Consider the following 21,103-nt stretch of genomic DNA (forward strand, 5'->3'; position numbering starts at 1 on the left):
TCTCGCCGCGCACGCATCAGGGAATCAGCACCGCGCGCCCGTGGATGCGCCCATGATGCAGGTCATGCAGCGCATCATTGGCCTCGCTGAGCCTGTATTCCCTGGTGTGCAGGTTCACGAGGCCGCGGTCGGCCAGCGCCATCAGCTCGACCAGCTCGGCATAGGTGCCGACGAGATTGCCGACGATGGTCTTTTCCGTCGTGATCATGTCGATGGTCGGGATGTCGATCTTGCCGCCGTAGCCGACGATGTAATAGGAGCCGGCATTCGCCGTCATCGCGAGGCCCTTGGCGATCGCGTCGCCCTCGCCGACGAAATCGATGACGGCCTCGGCGCCGCGGCCGCCGGTCAGGGCCAGCACGGCCTCGACCGCGCTCTCGCCGGCCTTCACCAGATGATGCGCGCCGCAGGTCCTGGCGAGCTCGAGCGAGTCGGCGGAGCGGTCGACGACGATGATCTCGGCCGCGCAAAGTGCTGCGAGCACCTGGATGCCGATATGGCCGAGGCCGCCGGCCCCGATCACCACCGCATACTCGCCCGGCAGCAGATGACGCGACGCCTTCTTGGCGGCGCGATAGGCGGTCAGGCCGGCATCCGTGTACGGAGCGACGTCCTTCGGCGCCAGCGACTTCGGCAGCTTGATCAGCGCGCGCTGGCCGGTGAGCAGATATTGCGCGTAGCCGCCATTGGCGTTGATGCCGGGAAAGGAGCTATCGAGCGCATGCATGTCGTTGCCGCGCCGGCACGCCAGGCAATGGCCGCTGGTCACCAGCGGATGGCAGATCACGCTGTCACCGACCTTGACGCCTTCGACGCCGGGACCGACGGCCTCGACCCAGCCGGCGTTCTCGTGACCCATGATGTAGGGAAGCTTGACATCGACCTTGCTGCGCCAGATTCCTTCGACGATGTGCAGGTCGGTGCGGCAGACACCGGCGCCGCCGATCCGCACGATCACGTCCATCGGACGCGCGATCTTCGGATCGGTGACCTCCTCATATCTGACGAATTCCTTGGCCGTCAGCGTTTCATCGAATGCACGGAGAACAGCGGCCTTCATCGAACTCCCCCGGATATTTTTGTTTTGCACGGCAACTTGATCAGCGTGCCATTGATCAGGGCTGAGCAAGAGCTATGCCAGCGAGCTAACAAGCTGATAATCCGGACGTTCTGCCGCGCGCTCGCGCCGTCCTTCGGTCCGCCGCGGAGCAAAGCTGATTGCACAACTGTTCCGAGACGGAGCAGTTTTCGCGATGCAAGGACGTTACGGTCGAAATTTGGATTCCGGCTCGATTGCTCTATGATGAGTCGAGCAGCACCACAGAACTAACAATCAAGCGGGCTGCAGCGGACGGGGAACTGCAAAGCCCTCGGAGCGGGAGGATGGACGATGCTGCCAGCCAGCCGGCGCGTCGACGGCGCGTGGATGAAGCTCGACGATCAGGGCCATCTGCCGGCCGATGTTCTGTCGGCCGACATCTACGACAGCTGGATGCGCTGTATCAGCCTCGGCCTCGATGCGCTGCGCCCGCCCTCGCCCGAATTTGTCGACGCGGCAGTGCTGCGGCAGGAGCAGCAGCGCTGCTCGCTGGTGCGCGGCCTTGCGCTGGCCGAAATGCACACGCTGCACCAGCAGATCGCCGGCTCCAACTTCATGATCGCGTTCGCGACGGCGGAAGGACTGCTGCTCGACATCATTTCCGACACCAGCTTCAGCTGCGCATCGGACGCGGCCTGCATCCGGGCCGGCGCGATCTGGACCGAGACGATCTGCGGCACCAACGGGCTCGGCACCGCGGCCCATCTCAAGCGGCCGATCGTCGTGCACGGGCGCGAGCACTTCTTCGCCCGCTACAACAATCTGACCTGCGTGGCGGCGCCGATCTTCGCACCGGATGGCGAAGTCGCCGGCATCCTCGACGCGTCCTCCGACTGCATGTCGCGCCAGGCCCACACCCAGGCTCTCGTCGCGATGGCCGCGACCCAGATCGAGAACGGGCTGTTCCGCGAACAGCATCGCGGCAACATCCTGATCGCCTTCCACAACCGCGGTGAATATCTGCACACGCTCAGCGCCGGGTTGCTGGCGGTGGACAATGACGGCCAGATCCTCGCCGCGAACCGCGCCGCCCGGGTTCTGCTACACGGGCTGCCGGCCTCCGCCGGCCGCCGCTTTGGCGATGTCTTCCGCGCGAGGTTCGCAGATTTTCTCGACGAGGGCCGGCGCAACGAGCGCCAGCGGCTCGAGGATGACGTCGGCAGCCAGTTCGTCGCGACGATCGAGAACACCCGCCAATTCCCGATGACGCATCGCCTGCCGGCCCCGCGGCCGGCGCCGCCGAAGCACGCTGCAGCGGCCTTCGTCTCCGCCGATCCGCGGATAGCGGCCATCGTACAGCGCGTCGCCGTCGCAGCTTCACGCAAGATGCCGATCCTCATTCGCGGCGAGACCGGCACGGGCAAGGAGCAGATGGCACGCCACGCCCACGCGGCGAGCCGCCGCACGGGATCCTTCGTCGCCGTCAACTGCGCGGCCCTTCCCGACAGCCTGATCGAGGCCGAGCTGTTCGGCTACACCGAGGGCGCCTTCACGGGCGCCAGGAAAGGCGGCTCGGCGGGCCTGTTCAAGGAAGCCGATGGCGGCACGCTGTTCCTCGACGAGATCGGCGACATGCCGGTGACCTTGCAGGCGGTGCTGTTGCGCTTCCTCGATGACTGGACGGTGCGGCCGGTCGGAGGCAGCAAACGCGAGGTCGACGTGCTCCTCGTCTCGGCCACCAACGCCAATCTCGACGACGCCATCGCCAAGGGCCGGTTCAGATCCGACCTGCTGTTTCGCCTCAACACGCTCGAAGTGACGCTGCTGCCGCTGCGCGAACGCACCGACTTCGCCGACATCGCGCGCCATCTGATGCACAAGATCGACCCGTCGATCGCGCTGTCCGAGGCTGCCATTCAGCGGCTGGCGCAACGGAGCTGGGACGGCAACATCCGCGAGCTCCGCAACGCGCTGGCGCGGCTCTCGCTCAGCGAGACCAGCCCCGTGATCGACGCCGCCACCGTCGAGGCCGTCATCGGCGCCGGTGGGCCTGAGCGCATGGCGCCGAACATTACGGTGGACGAATGCGCCCCTGCCGACCTGCACGAAATCCAGCGCGCCGTTGTGCTCGCCGCTTTCGCGGAAGCCGGCAACAACATCAGCAGGACTGCGCGGCGGCTCGGCATCTCGCGCAATACCGTCTACCGCGCGCTGCGCGGCAAGCCGGGCTGACGCGCGCGCCGCAATGAGTTGATCAATCCCAAGGGAGGCCACGATGTTCGAACCGGAGAACAGTCTCGAAGCGCTGATGCAGGCGGCCGGCCGCGATCCGGCGATCATCCCGCGGTTCTACCGCGCGCTGCTCGAGGCCGAGATCTATGTCCTGACACCGGAGGCCCCGATCGAGCCCGGGCAGCACCGCTCGCTCGCGCGCCAGGAGCGCATCAACGTCGCGAGCGTCGAATTCCAGGGCCTGACCTGGTTGCCGGCGTTCACCTCCAGGCAGCGCATCTCGGACTATGTGAAGGCGCCGGAAGCCTGCCTCGGCGCTTCGGCCCGCGATCTGTTCACCATGCTGCCGAACGCGAACTTCTGGTTCAACCCGCTGTCCGAATGCCAGAAGCCGATGCCGGCCAGCGAAATCGCGCTGCTGATGAACGGAACGATCTTCGACAAGCTCCCGATGGCGGCCGCAGCCCGGCACGCTGGCCGGTGATCCCACCCTCGCCACCGAGCCGAGGGGAACGAGTCGCGGAGTGGCGGACTCAGGATCGGTCTGGTCCTTCAACGAAGTCGAGGCGAGCGGGGCCTGGACGATGATCATCATTCGCGGTCGGTCGGCGACGCAGGCCCAGGGGCGAACGATCGTCGATCTCTTTCCAGCCAGCCATGATGGGATGCAGGATATCGTCACGGCACCTCTCTCCACGTTTCAAACCGCAGGCGTGACGACGCGATCTCGCGGCCGCCTGAGCCCGAGTTGTTGTCTCCATTCAACCGCCTCTCAACGAAGAGGCGCAGGGAAGACCGGGTATCGGCTGATACCCGCGGTCCGCGTGCAGCAAAAAGCACGCGGCAGAACCACAGGTTCAGCCCAATATCCGGCCTTCCCTGCGCGACGGTTTTGCGACTTATAGGCGCTCTCCCCGGGGACCGGCTGTCTTGCCCCCGTCGCCAGCGGATCATCATCCCCGCCGGCTTGGTCTCAGCGTCGGGAGACCAGGACCACGCCACTTCGCCGTCGCCTCGCTCCGTCCGTCGGCACGGGCTGTGACACCCGGCTGCGGAGCAATGCGCCCGTCGCCTCTCCGGCTCGACGCTTCATGACGACCGCGAAACGTCCCTCTTCAGCGAGCCGGGATGCGCTGATATGTGCAAGTGATTTGCCCGACGTAGCAAGGGATAAGTGCGCGACAAACTGGCACGACGGGTAGTTGGCGCATGCGGGGCATGCGAGGATTGCCCGTCGGGCAGATCCCCCTATTGAATGCGGCAGCGAGGAGTTTCGACAGCGCGCGAGGTGCAGGAGCTTTGTGCACTGTCACCGCAATGCCTTCTCGTAATGACGGATGGAGCGCACGCTCGCCCCCGTCCTTTTTGCAACGTCTCCGATCTTCATCCGCCCTCCTGCCGCATCTCGTAACCCCAGACATCAATGTCAGGGTCAAGGGCAAGTCGATCAAGGAGCAACCGCGTTCTTTTCCGTGCCGACCGGGTGCTGCATGCGGGAACTGACCGCGATGCGGTTCCAGATGTTGATGGTTCCGATAGCGATCGTCAGTTTGGCGATGTCGGCCTCCGAGACGATGGCGCGGACGGTTTCAAACGCAGCGTCGGGAATGCCCGTCTCGGCGGCGAGCGTCACGCTTTCGGTCCATTCGAGAATTGCCCGGTCGCGCGCGTCGAAAAACGGGGACTCGCGCCAAACGGCGACGAGGTGCAGCAATTGGGCGTCCATCCCGTCGGCCAGAGCGCCCTTGACATGCAGATCGACGCAATAGGCGCAGCCGTTGATCTGCGAGGCGCGCAGCTTGACGAGGTGAAGCGTGCGCTTGTCGAGGCCCGACTTGGTCACGGCACCGTCGAGGGTACGAACGGCCTGATAGAGCTCGGGCGCCAGGGCGGCGATGTTCAATCTGGGATGCATGGAGGCCTCCTGTCTCGAATGGAGTTGGCGTGAAATCGTGGATAATATATATCCATGATTAGCCGCGATCCAAGAGCGGAGTGGGAGACGGCGATGCGGCGCATGAGCGACGGGGTGGAGGCAGCGCTGCACTGCGCTCTGGTGCTGGCCGGATTGCCGGAGGGTAAAGTACTTCCTGGCAAGAGCCTCGCCGAATTGCACGGCGTCTCGGAAACCTATCTTCTGAAGCACCTGCGGGCGCTCGCTGCGGCTTCCGTCATCGATGCCGTGCCGGGGCCGCGCGGTGGCTATCGGCTGGCGCGCGACCCGGAGCGCATCACATTGCTCGACATCGTAGAAGCGATCGACGGGCGGGAGCCCGCCTTCGTCTGCCGCGAAATCCGCCGGCGCGGTCCCGGCAAGGCGAAGGACCCGTGCGTCTACAAGGCGGACTGCTTCATCAAGACCCGCATGATCGCCGCCGAAGAGGCTTGGCGGGCTGTCCTGAAACAGCAGACCCTCGCCGATCTTGTTGCCGATGGAGCCCAATTGATCGACGCACACAACAAGAAGGCGGTGGCGAATTACGTTGAGAAGACACAGCGCTGAGCGCTATCGACCGGCCTGATAGCGAATATCCAATCCCGCCGATCACAGCTCGGCGATGCGCGCGCATTCGCCCGGGCGAGCGCCGAACGCTTGTCGTCATACGTCGCCACGCGCTTGAGCTTACGCGGACCGGGCCTGGGACCGCGCTTGCGGTTCAATCCCTCTGGCCCGTGCGCCTTCCACACCTTGATCCAGTCGTGCAGAAGCTTGCGCGCTACGCCGAGGTCACGAGCGACGGGCAGAACGCCTTCGCCTCGCTCGACCCGCTTGATCGCCTTCAATTTGTAAGCCGTCGGGAACTGACGGGTCTTTCCTCGTACTGCCACAGGTCATCCTCGGAATGCCTGTCACTGAAATTATCGTGTCTCACTTGAGGGAGGCAGTCCAACACTGTCACCGCAATATCGAACCCTATCCGCCATCTCACAGTGAATGCCGGTCGCAAATCCGCCAGCCCCATGGTCGACAGAACAACTTCATTTTCATTCTTTCTACTTTTGATTGCATTTTTTTATAGTTCACCTCATACTGCGACGCGCATATCTCCGAAGAAGTCACTTATTAGCGGCCGGACGATCCGAGCCAGCCACACACCGACGTGCACGACACAAGGCCACTTAGTCCGCAGCATGGCCGACGCGCCTGTGACGATTAGATCCTGAAAATGATCGACCAATTCTCTTCAGTTCGCACACGACTTGGGGGAACCACATTTTTATGAAGGGATTCACTGCGATGACCGAAGAATTCTCGTCGGACTCCATCAGCAAATGGGCGACGCGGATTGCAGCAGAAATCGAACCCGAGAGCGAAGCTCTCGCGCCAATGATGATGGAGGCCTATCTGCGTGGCGGTCGAGACCGACGGCAGCTCTTTGAGAATAGAGCGGAACTCGGCGGTTTTCTGCCAGATGGCGGAGCCTTGCTTTTGCCTTTTGCTTATATGGCACTCAGCTACATCGCAAAGGGGCTGCTCAAGCTGTATCAATCAGGCGGGCTCAGCGGAATATCCAACCTGCTGAGCATCTGGAAAAACGCCTCCGATCTCATCAAGACCCGGAAAGCACGTGAAGAAGCACATGCAGCCACGGAAACGGAGGCACGACGCAGTCTGCGCCATACCCTGGACGAGGTGCAGCGCGCTCTTAGGGAACAGGGCTTGTCGACAGATCAGTGCGAGCTGATCAGTTACCGAGTGATGATGGTTCTGCTCGACGAGCCTATCGAGGGAGCACAACTGGTCAGGACATTCCAGAGTGAAAGCGCATAGGGATGACCGAGCCACAGCGACAGAACTCCGACGCGGGTCTGCCACCGTGGCTCTTGCTATTCCTGACGTTGTTAATCTTCGGACTTCCGCAGAGTTATCAGACGATACGCGAAGATCTTGGCGATTTTCAGAAGATCGACGAAATGAACCGGCTGGAGCTCGCTGTAGCAAATGTCGAGGATGTCAGCTCGATCGTCGCCCAAAGTGACGCTCAGCAAGTGATGCAGCATCGTGCGCATTTGCTGAATTGGCTAAGAAATGGCGCATGCATCCGGTTCCGAGCGGAACTAGACCGGGCCCTTGCCGCCATTGAACAAGCGAACTTTCTTGAAGACGACCTGCGGGGCCTTTACCGTCAGCAAGTTAAACTCAAGAGAGATGCGATGGCTCTCATCTTGGAGATGCTTGACGACGACGAACGCTCCGAACTTGTGCAGATCGAGGGCAAACGACCGCCGCCGACGGCAAGTAAAGCCGAGATAATCCATTATCTGCTGGAACCGAAAGAAGACCAGCGCCAAACTATGAGCACGAATTGGCGAACGCTCGCCCCGCAGGCGCGCCCGACCTTGGACACGGGAGATCAGGGCCATATATCCATGGATGACGTATGGCGGTCACGGATCTCCCTGATCTTGAGCAAACCCGCCTTCCTTGTAGATCTAGGAATCACCTTGATCCCGATTTTCTGCTTGTTGACGGTAGCGTTTCCCCGTTGGCGAGCTTGGCACGTGGAAAGGACATTCGGGCTCCGGGAGTATCTCGGAGGGTTTCCGGAGATCGACGAACTACAGGCATTTGTAGCGACGAGCGCTCCGCGCATCGAACTGCGGGTCAACCTGCTGCGTTCGGGCTATGCATTTGTCTATCCACGGAGCTATCGGCGCCCGCGCCTGGCAGTGCTCGGCGGAATGTATGTGCTTTGGAAACGTGATCCCGTGACCGCGAGGGGCATATTGCTGCATGAAATGGAGCATGTCCGCCAAGGGGACCATCTTGTCGTGGGGTATGGAAGCTTCTTCTCGGGGTATCTCAAGTGGCTGCCTGTCATCTTCATCCTAGTGATGGCGATGACCCTGATCTCCTCCATGGCGCTTTCCGTGAGATCGGTCGGTTTGCATATCGAGCACCAGGCGCAGCTCTTTGGGCGGACTGCACTGATGGCGTTATGCTCAACCGCATCGCTCTTCTTCCTGATCATAGCTTCGATTACAAAGCCGCTCGTGGCTATCTGGGCCCTGGAGCTGAACGCAGACTACGGCGGGAGCCGCGCGCAGGTCCTGCACGTCGAATGCGGCACCAAGGCGATGGGAGCCGGTGGACGGATATCCCGAATGCTGGGAACTCTGAGCCATCCGCCGGTCTGGCTGAGAGCATGGTTGATTAGGCGCGACGACTGGATGAGAAGACTACTGCGACAGATTCTCTTTCCAGCCTCGTACCTGATCGCGATCCTGATGCTCTTTCTCATGGGCTTCTTCGCGACGCTACCGGACCATGGACTACGTGCCGAGAGGGTGAAATGGCTCTTAGGCCTATCGTTGGACTCCCTTGAACGCAATTATTGGAAGTTCGGCAGCATGGCGGCGCTGTTGCTGGCATGGCCATGGCTGTCCGGCTACTGGGAGCTATTCTTCATCGGAGCAGCCCGGCAGTACAAATGGTGGGATGGAGGAAGATGGGCTGCGGCGCTACTGCTGACAATATTGGCAATTTTGGCGTGGTTTGGCGGCCGATCGTCTTGAGGCGGCCCAGGCCTGATTCGTGCGCTCGGAACGGAGGCCAACGTCCAAAGGACATTGAATTCACGCCAGATGCCACCGATGAAGAACGTCCCTATGGCGCGATCGGCAACAAGCCGCCTGGAGCGTCAGGCTATTCAAACTCGGCGATGCGAGCATTTGCGCGCGTCAGCGCAGACCGCTTGTCGTCATAGCTTGCTGTAGCTTTGAGCTTCCGGCACTACGGTAATAGTGCACAAAACAACAAAGGCCGCGCAGGGCCGTCAGATCAGCACCTTGAACGAGGCCATGAACTTCCGGTCGGCCGCGTCCCAGCCCTCCAGCGGCTTGCGCTTCATGACCTGCACGAGGAAGCTGTGCGGTCCGGAGACCGTCGTCAGGCCGCCTCCCCATACCTTGTCACTGCTGAAGGTGAAGCGCTTGGCGGGGAGCATCGCGCCGCTGGACGACTTGAACTCGGTCTTGTCGATCGAGAGAAATTCGCCCGACACGCGCTCCACCAGTCCATCGAGCATGGACTGCATCATCAGGGCCGGCTTACCTTGGATCGGCCAGGCCGCATGGAAAACGGCGAACGCCTTGTTTCCGTCCGTGGCCAGAAACGTCGTCGACGAAAGTCCAAGCAGGCCGCTCGACTTTTCCTCCGGCGGGGTCGGAAACTCGACCGAGAAGAAATGCTCGGCCGGAGCGAACGCGTGGCCAGCGAAGGCCGATGCCGGGATGACGGCGCCACTAAGGATGGCCAACAGATGGCGTCGCGATATCCCGCTCATGACGGCCTACCCTACTCCCACTCAATCGTCCCGGGCGGTTTGCTGGTCACGTCATACACCACCCGGTTCACGCCCTTGACCTCGTTGATGATGCGCGTTGCGGTGTTGCCCAAAAACTTCATGTCGAACGGATAGAAGTCCGCGGTCATGCCGTCGGTGGAGGTGACGGCGCGCAGGCCCACGACGTAGTCGTAGGTGCGGCCGTCGCCCATGACGCCGACGGTCTTGACCGGCAGCAGCACAGCGAACGCCTGCCAGATCGTGTCGTAGAGGCCGGCCTTCCTGATCTCGTCGATATAGACAGCATCCGCCTTGCGCAGGATCTCAAGCTTGTCCCGGGTGATCTCGCCGGGACAGCGGATGGCAAGGCCCGGGCCCGGGAACGGGTGGCGGCCGACGAAGATCTCGGGCAGGCCGAGTTCGCGCCCCAACGCGCGGACCTCGTCCTTGAACAATTCGCGCAGCGGCTCGACGAGCTTCATGTGCATACGCTCGGGCAGCCCGCCGACATTGTGGTGCGACTTGATGGTGACGGAGGGACCGCCGGTGAAGGAGACGCTCTCGATCACATCGGGATAGAGCGTGCCCTGCGCCAGGAAATCGGCGCCGCCGATCTTCTTGGCTTCGGCATCGAACACGTCGATGAAGAGCTTGCCGATGGTCTTGCGCTTCTGTTCGGGATCGGTGACGCCGGCGAGCTCGCCGAGGAAAAGTTTCGATGCATCAACATGCACGAGCGGGATGTTGTAGTGATGCCGGAACAGGTCGACGACGGTCTGCGCCTCGTTGAGCCGCAGCAGCCCGTGATCGACGAACACGCAGGTGAGCTGATCGCCGATCGCCTCGTGGATCAGCACGGCGGCCACGGCCGAGTCGACGCCACCGGAGAGGCCGCAGATCACCCTGCCCTTGCCGACCTGCGCGCGGATCTTCTCGATCGCCTCCTCGCGGAAGGCGCGCATGGTCCAGTCGCCGGAAAGGCCGGCGACCTTGCGCACGAAGTTGCGCAAGAGCTTGGCGCCATCGGGCGTGTGCACCACCTCGGGGTGGAACATCAGGCCGTAATATTTGCGCGCCTCGTCCTGGATCACCGCGAACGGCGCGTTGGCCGACACGCCGGCGACGGAGAAGCCCGGCGGCATCCTGGTGATGCGGTCGCCATGGCTCATCCACACTTCGTGCTGCTCGCCCGTTTTCCAGACGCCGTCGAACAGCCGGCTATCGGTCTTCACCTCGACGTCGGCGCGGCCGAACTCGCGGTGGTGGCCGCCTTCCACTTCGCCGCCGAGCTGGGCCGCCAGGGTCATCTGGCCGTAGCAGATGCCGAGCACCGGGACGCCGGATTCGAAGATCAGCTGCGGCGCGCGCGGCGAGCCTTCCTCATGGACCGACTCCGGCCCGCCGGAGAGGATCACGGCCTTCGGCTTCATCTCGCGGAAGGCGGCCTCCGCCTTCTGGAACGGCACGATCTCGCAATAGACGCCGTCTTCGCGCACCCGCCGGGCGATCAGCTGGGTGACCTGGCTGCCGAAATCGACGATCAGAACCTTGTCATGCGCCGAGGCGACATGGAGCGTCGGGTCGGCGGCATCGGGGGATTTTTGTGGGGCTGTCATGGCAAGGAATTACGCCGCCGGGGCGAGTCCTGCAAGGCTTGAGGGTATCGCCCTCCCCGTCATTCCGGGGCGCCCGCAGGGCGAGCTCGGAATCCATGACCACGACCGGGCGTATGGATTCCGGGCCCGCGCCAAGCGGCGCGTCCCGGAATGACGCCGAGGGTGGGGTCAGACCTTCCGCAACACCGAAACGAAGAACCCGTCCGTGCCGGTGCGGCGCGGGGTCATCAGCCAGCCTTCGGGCGAGGCCAAGGCGGCCTCGCTGAAGGCCTCGGCCTTGTCCCACAAGACGCTCGCCGTCTGCTCCGGGGGCTGGACCGAGAATTCCGGGTGGCGGGCGACGAAGCCGCGGACCTGCTCGCCATTCTCGGGATTCAGCACCGAGCAGGTGATATAGGCGATGCGGCCGCCCGGCTTGACCATTCCGGCCGCGCGCTCAAGCACTTCTGCCTGGTCCTTCAAGCGGATTTCGAGCGCGCCGGGACGCATGCGCCATTTGGCGTCGGGGTTGCGGCGCCAGGTGCCGGTGCCCGTGCAGGGCGCGTCGATCACGACCAGATCGGCCGAGGCCTTGATGTCGGCGAGCGGCTCCTCCTCGCCCTTCGGCGAGCGCACCTCGGCATTGTGGACCCCGGCCCGCGACAGCCGCTCATGGATCGGCGCGAGCTGGCGCTTGTCCTGGTCGGTGGCGATCAGCCGGCCCTTGCCCTGCATCAGCGCGGCGAGCGCCAGCGTCTTGCCGCCGGCGCCGGCGCAGAGATCGATCACCTGCTCGCCGGGCTTGGCCGCGGTGAACAGTGCCGCGAGCTGCGAGCCTTCGTCCTGCACCTCGATGTGGCCCTTGATGAAGTCCTCCTCGGCATGGATGCCGGGATTGCGGGCGTCGGCGCCGAGCTCGATGCGGAGGCCGATCGGCGACCACGGCGTCGGCGTGGGCCTCAGATGGCTCAGCGACTTCATCACCTTCTCGCGGCCGGCCTTCAGCGTGTTGACGCGCAGGTCCAGCGGCGCCCGGCTCGCCATCGCGGCGGCCTCGAGCGCACGGTCCGCGCCGAACACGGCGGCGAGATACGGATCGAGCCATTCCGGATAATCGCCCGCGACATGCGGCGGCGCGCCGTCGGCGGTGCGCGAGGCCAGCGCGCTGCGCTCGGCGTCGGTCAACGGCGCGGGCGCAAAGCGGCCACCGTCGCACAAGGCCTCGATGGTCGGCACGTCGAGCCCGCGCTCGACCTTGAGCATGCCGAGCACGCGGGCGCGCGGGCTGTCGTCGTCCATCACGTAGGCGCTCGAGGCGCGCCGGCGCAGCACATCCCACACCAGCCCCGCGATCGCGGCGCGGTCGCCGGACCCGGCGAAGCGATGGCTGGTGCCCCAATCCTTCAACGCCTTGGCGGCGGGCACACGCTGGGCCTCGATGGTGTCGATCAGTTCAATGGCGGCGGACAGCCGGGCGGCGGGGGTCATTTCAAACTTTCAGAACAAACTAAATCAGGATCAGGATCTTGAGCGCGAAATACAGCCACATCGCCAGCAGCACCAGCGCGCCGGCGAGCCACGCCATCGAACGCTGCCGCGCCTCGGCGGCGCCCACCAGCACCCCGGCATGGACGAAGCGCGTCACCACGAACACCCACGACAGCATCACGATGACGAGATCGGCGTGGCGGATCGGCAGCGTCAGTGCGATCAGCACGTAGAACAGCACGGGCAGGTCGAATTGATCGACCGGACCGTCACCGTTGGTGCGCGACCGCGATAGCCACAACAGCAGTGCGAAGGTCAACCCGACCTGCACGAACACCGGCAGCAAGACCATCTGTAGCGACATCGTGACGTCCTTTCGTTTGCTGCCGGAACTCGCGCAGGCCTGATCTCAGAGCTTGTCCGGCCCGACGCGGACCAGCTGCTTGCCGAAATTAGCACCCTTCAACAGGCCCATGAAGGCGTCCGGCGCATTCTCCAGGCCCTCGGTGACGAACTCCTTGTACTTGACCTTGCCCTCGCGCACCCAGCCTGACATGTCGCGCAGGAAATCGCCATGGCGCGCGGCGAAGTCGGAGACGATGAAGCCGCGGATCGTCAGCCGCTTCGTCAGCACATTGCGCATCAAGGCGCCGGCCCATTTCGGCGCCACCGACTGGGTGTCGTTGTAATGCGCGATCAGGCCGCACACCGGCATGCGCGCGAAATTGTTGAGCAGCGGGAACACCGCCTCGAATACGGGGCCGCCGACATTCTCGAAATAGACGTCAATGCCCTTCGGGCAGGCCTCTTTCAGTTTCGCCGCGAGGTCGGGGTCGCGATGGTCGATGCAGTCGTCGAAGCCGAACTCGTTTTTGACGTAGTCGCATTTGTCCTTGCCGCCGGCGATGCCGATGGCGCGGGCGCCCTTGATCTTGGCGATCTGGCCGACCGCCGAGCCGACCGCGCCCGACGCCGCCGCGACCACCACCGTCTCGCCCGGCTTGGGCTGGCCGATCTCGAGCAGGCCGGTATAGGCGGTCATGCCGGGCATGCCGAGCACGCCGACGGCGGTCGAGATCGGCGCGATGTTGGGATCGATCTTGCGCAGGCCGGCACCATCCGACAGCGCGTGCGTCTGCCAGCCGGCGCGCGCGAGCACGATGTCACCCTTGGCGAAATTCGGATTGTTGGAGGCGACGACCTCGCTCACGGTGCCTGCCTCCATCACGCCACCGACCGGCACCGGCTGGGCATAGGACGGACCGTCGCTCATGCGCCCGCGCATGTAGGGATCGAGCGACAGCCAGATCGTGCGCAGCAGCACCTCGCCCTGTCCGGGCGTGGGCACGGCGAAGGTCTCCAGCCTGAAATCGCTCGGCTTGGGCTCGCCGACCGGGCGCGATGCGAGAACGATGCGTTGGCCTTGGGACATCGGTGTTTCCTCTTTTGTTGTTAGCTTCGTCATTCCGGGACATCGCGCAGCGATGGACCCGGAATCCAGAGGTGAGGGGCAAGACAATTTCGAGATTCCGGGTTCACGCTTCGCGTGCCCCGGAATGACAGCAAGGTCACACCCCGCCCGGATAGTTCGGGCTCTCGCGGGTGATGGTCACATCGTGGACGTGGCTTTCGCGCAGGCCCGCGCCGGTGATGCGGACGAACTGGGCCTTGTCGTGGAACTCGGCGAGGTCCTTGGCGCCGACATAGCCCATCGCGGCGCGCAGGCCGCCAGCGAGCTGGTGCATGACGTTGCCGACCGGGCCCTTGTACGGCACCTGGCCCTCGATGCCCTCCGGCACCAGCTTGAGCGTATCCTTGATGTCCTGCTGGAAATAGCGGTCGGCCGAGCCGCGCGCCATCGCGCCGACCGAACCCATGCCGCGATAGGCCTTGTAGGAGCGGCCCTGCCACAGGAACACTTCGCCGGGGGTCTCGTCGGTGCCGGCGAGCAGCGAGCCGACCATGGCGACGTCGGCGCCGGCGGCGAGCGCCTTGGCGAGGTCGCCGGAATATTTGATGCCGCCGTCGGCGATCACGGAGACGCCGGCCTTCTTGGTCGCCTCCACCGCGTCCATGATCGCGGTGAGCTGCGGCACGCCGACGCCGGCCACGATGCGGGTGGTGCAGATCGAGCCCGGGCCGATGCCGACCTTGACCGCATCGGCGCCGGCGTCGATCAGCGCCTGCGCGCCGTCACGGGTCGCGATGTTGCCGGCAATCACCTGCACCCCGTTCGACAGCCGCTTGATGCGGTTGACCGCATCGAGCACGCGCGAGGAATGGCCGTGAGCGGTGTCGACCACGATCAGATCCACGCCGGCGTCGATCAGCCGCTCGGTGCGCTCGAAACCGCCCTCGCCCACCGTCGTCGCCGCGGCCACGCGGAGGCGGCCCTGCGCATCCTTGCAAGCGAGTGGATGTGCGACTGCCTTCTCCATGTCCTTCACGGTGATCAGGCCGACGCAGCGATACTGATCGTCGACCACGAGCAGCTTTTCAATGCGATGCTGGTGCAGGATCTTCTTGGCTTCGTCCTGGCCGACGCCCTCGCGCACCGTGACGAGGTTCTGATGCGTCATCAGTTCGGAGATCTTCTGCCGCGGATCGGTGGCGAAGCGCACGTCGCGGTTGGTGAGGATGCCGACCAGCTTGCCCGGAATGCCCTTGCCGCCGCCGACCACGACCGGAATGCCGGAGAAGCCGTGATCGTTCATCAGCGCCAGCGCATCGGCGAGCGTCGCGTCAGGACCGATGGTGAGCGGGTTCACCACCATGCCGGATTCGAACTTCTTCACCTGCCGCACCTGGGCGGCCTGGCCTTCGGGATCGAAATTGCGGTGGATGACGCCGATACCGCCGGCCTGCGCCATGGCGATCGCCATCTTGGCCTCGGTGACGGTGTCCATGGCGGAGGCCATGATCGGTATATTGAGTGGGATCGCCCGCGTCACCTGCGAGCGGATATCCACATCGGAGGGAAGGACGTCCGATAGACCCGGCTTCAGCAGCACGTCATCGAACGTAAAAGCTTCGCGAAGTCCCTGCACGGTCGCCATCGTCAACTCCTTGTCTGCGGCGGTGCGGCCGCGATGCGGTTACGGATGAGCGGCGCCGTCAGCAGACCTCGTGATCCGCAGTCGAATCGATGCCCATCGGTGGGGTTGACGCGGGTCGATAGCATGGCCCTGTGACGAATCAAAGGGCCAGCGGCGGGAAATCCCGCAAATGCGAACGACGTGGTCGACATCAGCGGGATATGCGACGGAATAAAAGATCGCGCAGCGCGGGATTCCGGAACGGAAAGTTCCCCGCCCGGCCCCGCCGGTCGCCATCCAGCCTGGCGCTCGCCTCACAGGCTCGTCATCGCGCCTGTCCGATCCCCGAAATCTGACCCGAGTCCCGCTGGGTCCAGGGGGCCATGCGGCCCGGACAATGGTTCCGGCGATGGCAGGATGATAAAGCCGCCCGGCCCGCCTCCCCTCCCGTCAAGCCCGACTTTCGATGAACAAACAACGCGTCATTCCGCTGATCGTCGCCGCCGCCCTGTTCATGGAGAACATGGACTCCACCGTGATCGCGACGTCGCTGCCGGCGATCGCGGCCGATATCGGCACCAGTCCGCTGACGCTGAAACTCGCCATCACCTCCTATCTGCTCTCGCTTGCCGTCTTCATTCCGGCGAGCGGCTGGACGGCCGATCGCTTCGGGGCGCGCAAGGTGTTCAGCCTGGCGGTCGTCGTATTCATCCTCGGCTCGATCGGCTGCGCGCTGTCGCAATCGGTGGCCCATTTCGTGTTCGCCCGCATCCTGCAGGGCATCGGCGGGGCGATGATGACGCCGGTCGGACGGCTGGTGCTGCTGCGCTCGGTCGACAAGAGTGCGCTGGTCGGCGCCATGGCCTGGGTCACGGTCCCGGCGCTGGTCGGCCCCGTGATTGGACCGCCGCTCGGCGGTTTCATCACCACCTATTTTTCCTGGCATTGGATCTTCCTGATCAACATCCCGATCGGCCTTGCCGGGATCGTGCTGGCGCTGCGCGTGATCGCTCCGATCAAGAGCGACAATCCCGAGCCGTTCGATCTCACCGGCATGGTGCTGGCGGGCATCGGGCTCGCCGGCATGGCGTTCGGGCTCTCCGTGGCGGGTCTCAACCTGTTGCCGTGGTCGATCGTGATCGCGCTGATCGGCATCGGCGCCGTGTCGATGACGCTCTATGTCATCCACTCCCGCCGCACCAACTCGCCGGTGCTCGACTTCTCGATGCTGCGGCTGAACACGCTGCGCGCCAGCCTGATCGGCGGCTTCCTGTTCCGGCTCGGCATCGGCGCGATGCCGTTCCTGCTGCCGCTCCTGATGCAGATCGGCTTCGGCCTGTCGCCGTTCCAGTCGGGCCTCGTCACCTTCGGCTCCTCGGCCGGCGCGATGGGGATGAAGACGCTGGCAGCGCGCATCATCCGGACCTTCGGCTTCCGCTACCTGATGACGATCAATGCGCTCGTCAGTTCGGTCTTCCTGGCGGCGTGCGCGCTGTTCACCCCGCATACGCCGCTGCTTCTGATCCTGATCATCCTGGCGGTCGGCGGCTTCTTCCGCTCGCTGCAGTTCACCGCCATCAACACTGTGGCCTATGCCGAGGTCGAGACCGCGCAGATGAGCCGCGCCACCACGCTGACCAGCGTCGGCCAGCAGCTTGCGATTTCGGCCGGCGTCGCCGTCGGCGCCTTCTCGGTGGAAACCACGATGTGGCTGCATCACGCCGCCGAGCTCAGCGCCGACTCCTTTGCGCCGGCCTTCATCGTGGTCGCCATCACCTCCGCGCTGTCATCCATCCTGTTCTGGCAGATGCCCGATGACGCCGGCAGCGAAATCTCCGGCCGCAAGGTCACTGCGATCGCGAGCCGCAAGGGCGCCGAAAAGGGCGCGGAGAAAGCCGCGACCAAATCAGCATCCGAGACCACACAGGACGCGCGGGACCAAAGGCTGGGATAAGCTCCGCTACCACAACTAAGGAAAGTATCGCCCGCTCTCGAAAAGATGCGATCTGAGACGATCAAGGCACGAGCCTACCCTGTGGCCCCGCGAAACAGCCTCGCTGTCGGGCCGGGCCACCGCTAGGAACGCGCCAGTTCAACGCCTCCTTTCAACCGGGCTCCTGGTCGATCGCGACCTCTCCGTGCCCGGCTTGAGCGAGCGCGGGGCGGCGCATGTAGTAGAGCACCGTCAGCATTCCCAGCCAGACAGGACCGACAACCAGCGCGACGCGGGTGTCGGGGAAATAGGCCATCACGCCGATCACCAACGCCAGAAAGGCCAGAGCGAACCACGACCCGTACGGCCAAAGCGGCATACGGAATGTCAGGTTCTGGCGCTCGATAGCAGACAGCGTCGAACGGAACTTCAACTGCGTCAGAAGAATTATTCCCCACGTCCAGATCGCCCCGAAGGTCGAGATTGCGGTTACCCAGATGAATATCTTCTCCGGGACAGAGTAGTTGAGCAGCACGCCAAGAAGCAGGGCTATCGCCGAGACCACGATGGCCGGGACAGGCACGCCTCTGGATGTCGTTGTTGCAAACGTGCGCGGCGCCTGCCCCTGTTGCGCCAGATCATAGAGCATGCGGCCTGTACTGAAGAGACCGGTGTTGCATGACGAAAGTGCGGCAGTGAGGACCACAAAGTTGATGATACCGGCCGCCGTCTTGATGCCCAGCCGTTCGAAGATCATGACGAATGGGCTGCCCTGCGTGCCGATTTCGTTCCATGGGTAGATCGACAGGATCACGAACAGCGCGCCGCCGTAGAAAACCACAATGCGCCAAAAGACAGAGTTGATGGCCTTCGGAATCGAGTTCGTTGGATCTACTGCCTCACCGGCAGTCAGACCGATCATTTCCACGCCGAGATAAGCAAACATCACCATTTGCAGTGACATGAGCAGGCCGAGTGCACCATTCGGAAGAAACCCACCCTGCGTCCATAAATTGGAAATGCCGGTGGCAACGCCGTTGTTTCCCAGCCCGAATACCATCATGGTCAACCCGGCGCAGATCATGAGTACAATGGTCACGACCTTGATCAAGGCAAACCAGAACTCGAATTCACCGTAGGCTTTGACTGTCACGAGGTTGACTGCCCCCATCGCGCTCAGTGCAGCTAGCGCCCAGATCCAGCGTGGCGCTTCCGGAAACCACATCTCCATATAGATGCCGACCGCGGTAATTTCCGCAATGCACGTCACGACCCACAGGAACCAGTAGTTCCAGCCGGTCAAGTAGCCTGCGAGCGGCCCCAGAAGGTCTCTTGCATAACGACTAAACGACCCTGCGACGGGATTATGCACCGCCATCTCGCCCAGTGCCCGCATGATGATGAAGATGACGGCGCCGCCGATGATGTAGGACAGAATGATGCCCGGACCTGCCATCTTGATCGCATTGGCCGAACCAAGAAATAGGCCGACGCCGATGGCTGCGCCAAGCGCCATGAGTCGCATCTGACGCTGACCCAAGTCGCGTTGCAATCCCTCTTTCCTCCCAGACATTTGTCGCCTCCCTTTATGTTTGGATGTTTGGTTGCGCGACGGCTGAGCACGTGAACCGCCCGAAAGTTCTGACCGCAGCAACATTGACGTAGATGTGATCCCGCGCGAGGTCGTCAGCCCAATCAGCCTTACTTCCCGCGCCCCTTTAACAGTGACGAAGCCGCTTGATTATTGCGCAGCCGCCGCCGTTCGCTTGGCTGGGCAGCTACCGCTTTCTCAATCATCTGTGCAGCTGCAAACACCCCTCCCGCAGGGTCGATGACGGTCGTGCCGATCTGACAACATGTTTCATCAGAGGCTCCAATGCCTTCCCCTCCCTGTTCCGACAATGACGCTTGGTCCTGCCTTGACGTATTCTCGAATGGCGGGCGTAAGGGCTCATTGGATAATCCTGGTTCTTGATTTCCTCAGGGATCTACCATCGACCTGCGGTTTATTTCTCAGCAAACCTCAATCGAGGATCGTCTGCTGGCGCAGGATTCCTGCGTCTGCCTGCTCTAAGACGAGAGAGTTCGGCAGAACGGCAATTTTCATCCGAGCTGCCGGCCCTTCCATCCTGATTGCCGCACGCCAGTCGCTGGACGATCTACGAATGCGCGAATGAAAGGAGTCGGGGTCAATCCCGGCTCATGTCGATGATTGCCAAACATTGCTGCGGTGCTCCCCGCAACCTCGCCCATCAGGACGGTCGAGGGACGGGTCACCGGCGACCTCAGGGATCAGATCCCGGCCTGTTCGATCGCTGAGAATGGCAGGCCGAGACTCTCGGCCACCGCCCTATGAGTGAGCCGGCCCCGATAGACATTGAGGCCGGCGCGCAGATGCGGATTTTCAAGCACAGCTGAAAATCCCTTTTTGGCGAGAGCCAAACCAAATGGCAGCGTGGCGTTATTGAGTGCATGGCTTGAAGTCAGTGGGACAGCTCCCGGCATATTGGCCACACAATAATGAATGACGCCGTCCACTTCATAAGTTGGATCAGCATGGGTGGTCGCGTGCGAGGTCTCAAAGCAGCCACCTTGATCAATGGCGACGTCAACAATTACCGAGCCTTTGCGCATCCCGCTCAACATGCCACGGCTGACGAGTTTCGGCGCGCCTGCTCCGGGAACAAGGACCGCCCCGACTACGACGTCTGCGGCAAATACCTCTTCCTCAACTGTGTCGATCGTCGAGAACCTGGTATGAACGCGCCCGCCAAACAGTTCATCCAGCTCGCGCAGCCTCGGTATCGAGCGATCAACGATTGTGACCGAAGCCCCCAGACCGACCGCCATGCGTGCCGCATGCGTACCGACAACGCCGCCTCCAATCACAACAATTTGGGCAGGCGGAACACCGGGCACCCCGCCAATCAATATTCCCCGCCCGCCAGCATCCCGCTTCAGGGCCGCACCTGCCGCCTCGATCGCAAGCCTGCCCGCGACCTCGCTCATCGGCGCAAGCAACGGAAGTCCGCCCTGCGCATCAGTTACGGTCTCGTAAGCGATTGCGGTGCACCCCGACCTTAAGAGCCCCTTAGCCTGCTCCGGGTCCGGCGCCAGATGCAGATAAGTGAAGAGGATCTGGCTCTCTCGCAACTGCTCCCATTCGGACGGCTGGGGTTCCTTGACCTTTACGATCATTTCGCTCGATGCAAATACCTCGCGACCCGACCCCAGAATCGTTGCACCGGCCTTCCGATAATTGTCGTCCGTTGCGCCAATGCCGGCGCCGGCATTGGTTTCGACTGCCACGTCGTGGCCGGCCGACACGTATTCGCGGACTGCTCCGGGCGTAAGGCCCACGCGATATTCGTGTGTCTTGATTTCCTTGGGAACACCGACCTTCATTTGCATCTCCCTAATTGGCAAACCGTTTGTAGTCGAAAGAGCGGTTCGTTTTCCTGCAAACTTGCGCACCGAAGGTCAATTGGTGCAGA

Annotated in this window: 18 protein-coding genes; 6 read left to right on the top strand and 12 right to left on the bottom strand. The window is 63.2% G+C overall.

Annotation, left to right across the window (positions count from 1 at the left end):
• Nucleotides 1-16: 16 nt before the first annotated feature.
• Nucleotides 17-1,060, bottom strand: a complete 1,044-nt coding sequence (locus QX071_RS26130; RefSeq protein ID WP_315705348.1) for an NAD(P)-dependent alcohol dehydrogenase — start codon at nucleotides 1,058-1,060, stop codon at nucleotides 17-19.
• 330 nt (nucleotides 1,061-1,390) lie between these two features.
• On the opposite strand from QX071_RS26130, the gene QX071_RS26135 reads away from it, so the two are divergent.
• Nucleotides 1,391-3,271: a sigma-54-dependent Fis family transcriptional regulator gene (locus tag QX071_RS26135; protein WP_315705347.1), complete on the top strand. Its 1,881-nt coding sequence runs from the start codon at nucleotides 1,391-1,393 to the stop codon at nucleotides 3,269-3,271.
• 43 nt (nucleotides 3,272-3,314) lie between these two features.
• Nucleotides 3,315-3,755 (top strand): SseB family protein, encoded by a 441-nt coding sequence (locus QX071_RS26140; RefSeq protein WP_315705346.1) that lies wholly within the window; start codon nucleotides 3,315-3,317, stop codon nucleotides 3,753-3,755.
• A gap of 825 nt (nucleotides 3,756-4,580) precedes the next feature.
• Here the strand turns inward: QX071_RS26140 and QX071_RS34125 are convergent.
• Nucleotides 4,581-4,658: a MerR family DNA-binding transcriptional regulator gene (locus QX071_RS34125; protein WP_409977522.1), complete on the bottom strand. Its 78-nt coding sequence runs from the start codon at nucleotides 4,656-4,658 to the stop codon at nucleotides 4,581-4,583.
• 60 nt (nucleotides 4,659-4,718) lie between these two features.
• Complete coding sequence (locus tag QX071_RS26145; protein ID WP_315705345.1) at nucleotides 4,719-5,186, bottom strand: carboxymuconolactone decarboxylase family protein; 468 nt, start codon at nucleotides 5,184-5,186, stop codon at nucleotides 4,719-4,721.
• A 102-nt stretch (nucleotides 5,187-5,288) separates the two neighbouring features.
• Between QX071_RS26145 and QX071_RS26150 the strand changes: the two genes are divergently transcribed.
• Nucleotides 5,289-5,774 carry an Rrf2 family transcriptional regulator gene (locus tag QX071_RS26150; RefSeq protein WP_315728657.1) on the top strand — a complete coding sequence of 162 codons (486 nt, stop codon included), beginning with the start codon at nucleotides 5,289-5,291 and terminating at the stop codon, nucleotides 5,772-5,774.
• Here QX071_RS26150 and QX071_RS26155 read toward each other — a convergent pair.
• A complete protein-coding gene (locus QX071_RS26155; RefSeq protein ID WP_315705343.1) occupies nucleotides 5,750-6,100 on the bottom strand; it encodes a helix-turn-helix domain-containing protein in 351 nt (116 codons plus the stop codon). The two genes, QX071_RS26150 and QX071_RS26155, sit on opposite strands and share 25 nt — an antisense overlap.
• 409 nt (nucleotides 6,101-6,509) lie before the next feature.
• Between QX071_RS26155 and QX071_RS26160 the strand changes: the two genes are divergently transcribed.
• On the top strand, nucleotides 6,510-7,043 hold the full coding sequence (locus tag QX071_RS26160) for a hypothetical protein (RefSeq protein WP_315705342.1): 534 nt from the start codon (nucleotides 6,510-6,512) through the stop codon (nucleotides 7,041-7,043).
• 2 nt (nucleotides 7,044-7,045) lie between these two features.
• Complete coding sequence (locus QX071_RS26165) at nucleotides 7,046-8,788, top strand: hypothetical protein (protein WP_315705341.1); 1,743 nt, start codon at nucleotides 7,046-7,048, stop codon at nucleotides 8,786-8,788.
• 260 nt (nucleotides 8,789-9,048) lie between these two features.
• Here QX071_RS26165 and QX071_RS26170 read toward each other — a convergent pair whose 3' ends face one another.
• The 6 genes from QX071_RS26170 to guaB form a co-directional block, all read right to left on the bottom strand.
• Nucleotides 9,049-9,558, bottom strand: a complete 510-nt coding sequence (locus QX071_RS26170) for a hypothetical protein (protein WP_315705340.1) — start codon at nucleotides 9,556-9,558, stop codon at nucleotides 9,049-9,051.
• Nucleotides 9,559-9,569: 11 nt separating this feature from the next.
• On the bottom strand, nucleotides 9,570-11,174 hold the full coding sequence (gene guaA, locus QX071_RS26175) for a glutamine-hydrolyzing GMP synthase (protein ID WP_315705325.1): 1,605 nt from the start codon (nucleotides 11,172-11,174) through the stop codon (nucleotides 9,570-9,572).
• A 168-nt stretch (nucleotides 11,175-11,342) separates the two neighbouring features.
• Nucleotides 11,343-12,641 carry an RsmB/NOP family class I SAM-dependent RNA methyltransferase gene (locus QX071_RS26180; protein ID WP_315705324.1) on the bottom strand — a complete coding sequence of 433 codons (1,299 nt, stop codon included), beginning with the start codon at nucleotides 12,639-12,641 and terminating at the stop codon, nucleotides 11,343-11,345.
• Between the two features lie 19 nt (nucleotides 12,642-12,660).
• Nucleotides 12,661-13,005, bottom strand: coding sequence for an MAPEG family protein (locus QX071_RS26185; protein WP_315705323.1), 345 nt, complete (start codon nucleotides 13,003-13,005; stop codon nucleotides 12,661-12,663).
• 45 nt (nucleotides 13,006-13,050) lie between these two features.
• Nucleotides 13,051-14,073: an NADP-dependent oxidoreductase gene (locus QX071_RS26190; RefSeq protein WP_315705322.1), complete on the bottom strand. Its 1,023-nt coding sequence runs from the start codon at nucleotides 14,071-14,073 to the stop codon at nucleotides 13,051-13,053.
• Nucleotides 14,074-14,209: 136 nt separating this feature from the next.
• Nucleotides 14,210-15,697 carry an IMP dehydrogenase gene (gene guaB, locus QX071_RS26195; protein ID WP_315705321.1) on the bottom strand — a complete coding sequence of 496 codons (1,488 nt, stop codon included), beginning with the start codon at nucleotides 15,695-15,697 and terminating at the stop codon, nucleotides 14,210-14,212.
• A gap of 445 nt (nucleotides 15,698-16,142) precedes the next feature.
• Between guaB and QX071_RS26200 the strand changes: the two genes are divergently transcribed.
• A complete protein-coding gene (locus QX071_RS26200) occupies nucleotides 16,143-17,630 on the top strand; it encodes a DHA2 family efflux MFS transporter permease subunit (RefSeq protein WP_315705320.1) in 1,488 nt (495 codons plus the stop codon).
• 151 nt (nucleotides 17,631-17,781) lie between these two features.
• Here QX071_RS26200 and QX071_RS26205 read toward each other — a convergent pair whose 3' ends face one another.
• Nucleotides 17,782-19,182, bottom strand: coding sequence for an amino acid permease (locus tag QX071_RS26205; RefSeq protein WP_315728653.1), 1,401 nt, complete (start codon nucleotides 19,180-19,182; stop codon nucleotides 17,782-17,784).
• Between the two features lie 719 nt (nucleotides 19,183-19,901).
• The gene (gene ald, locus QX071_RS26210) at nucleotides 19,902-21,014 is read right to left on the bottom strand and encodes an alanine dehydrogenase (protein WP_315705318.1); all 1,113 of its coding nucleotides are present in this window, start codon (nucleotides 21,012-21,014) and stop codon (nucleotides 19,902-19,904) included.
• Nucleotides 21,015-21,103 lie beyond the last annotated feature (89 nt).

The organism is Bradyrhizobium sp. SZCCHNS1022 (assembly GCF_032484835.1).
In the GTDB taxonomy this organism is placed as follows: domain Bacteria; phylum Pseudomonadota; class Alphaproteobacteria; order Rhizobiales; family Xanthobacteraceae; genus Bradyrhizobium.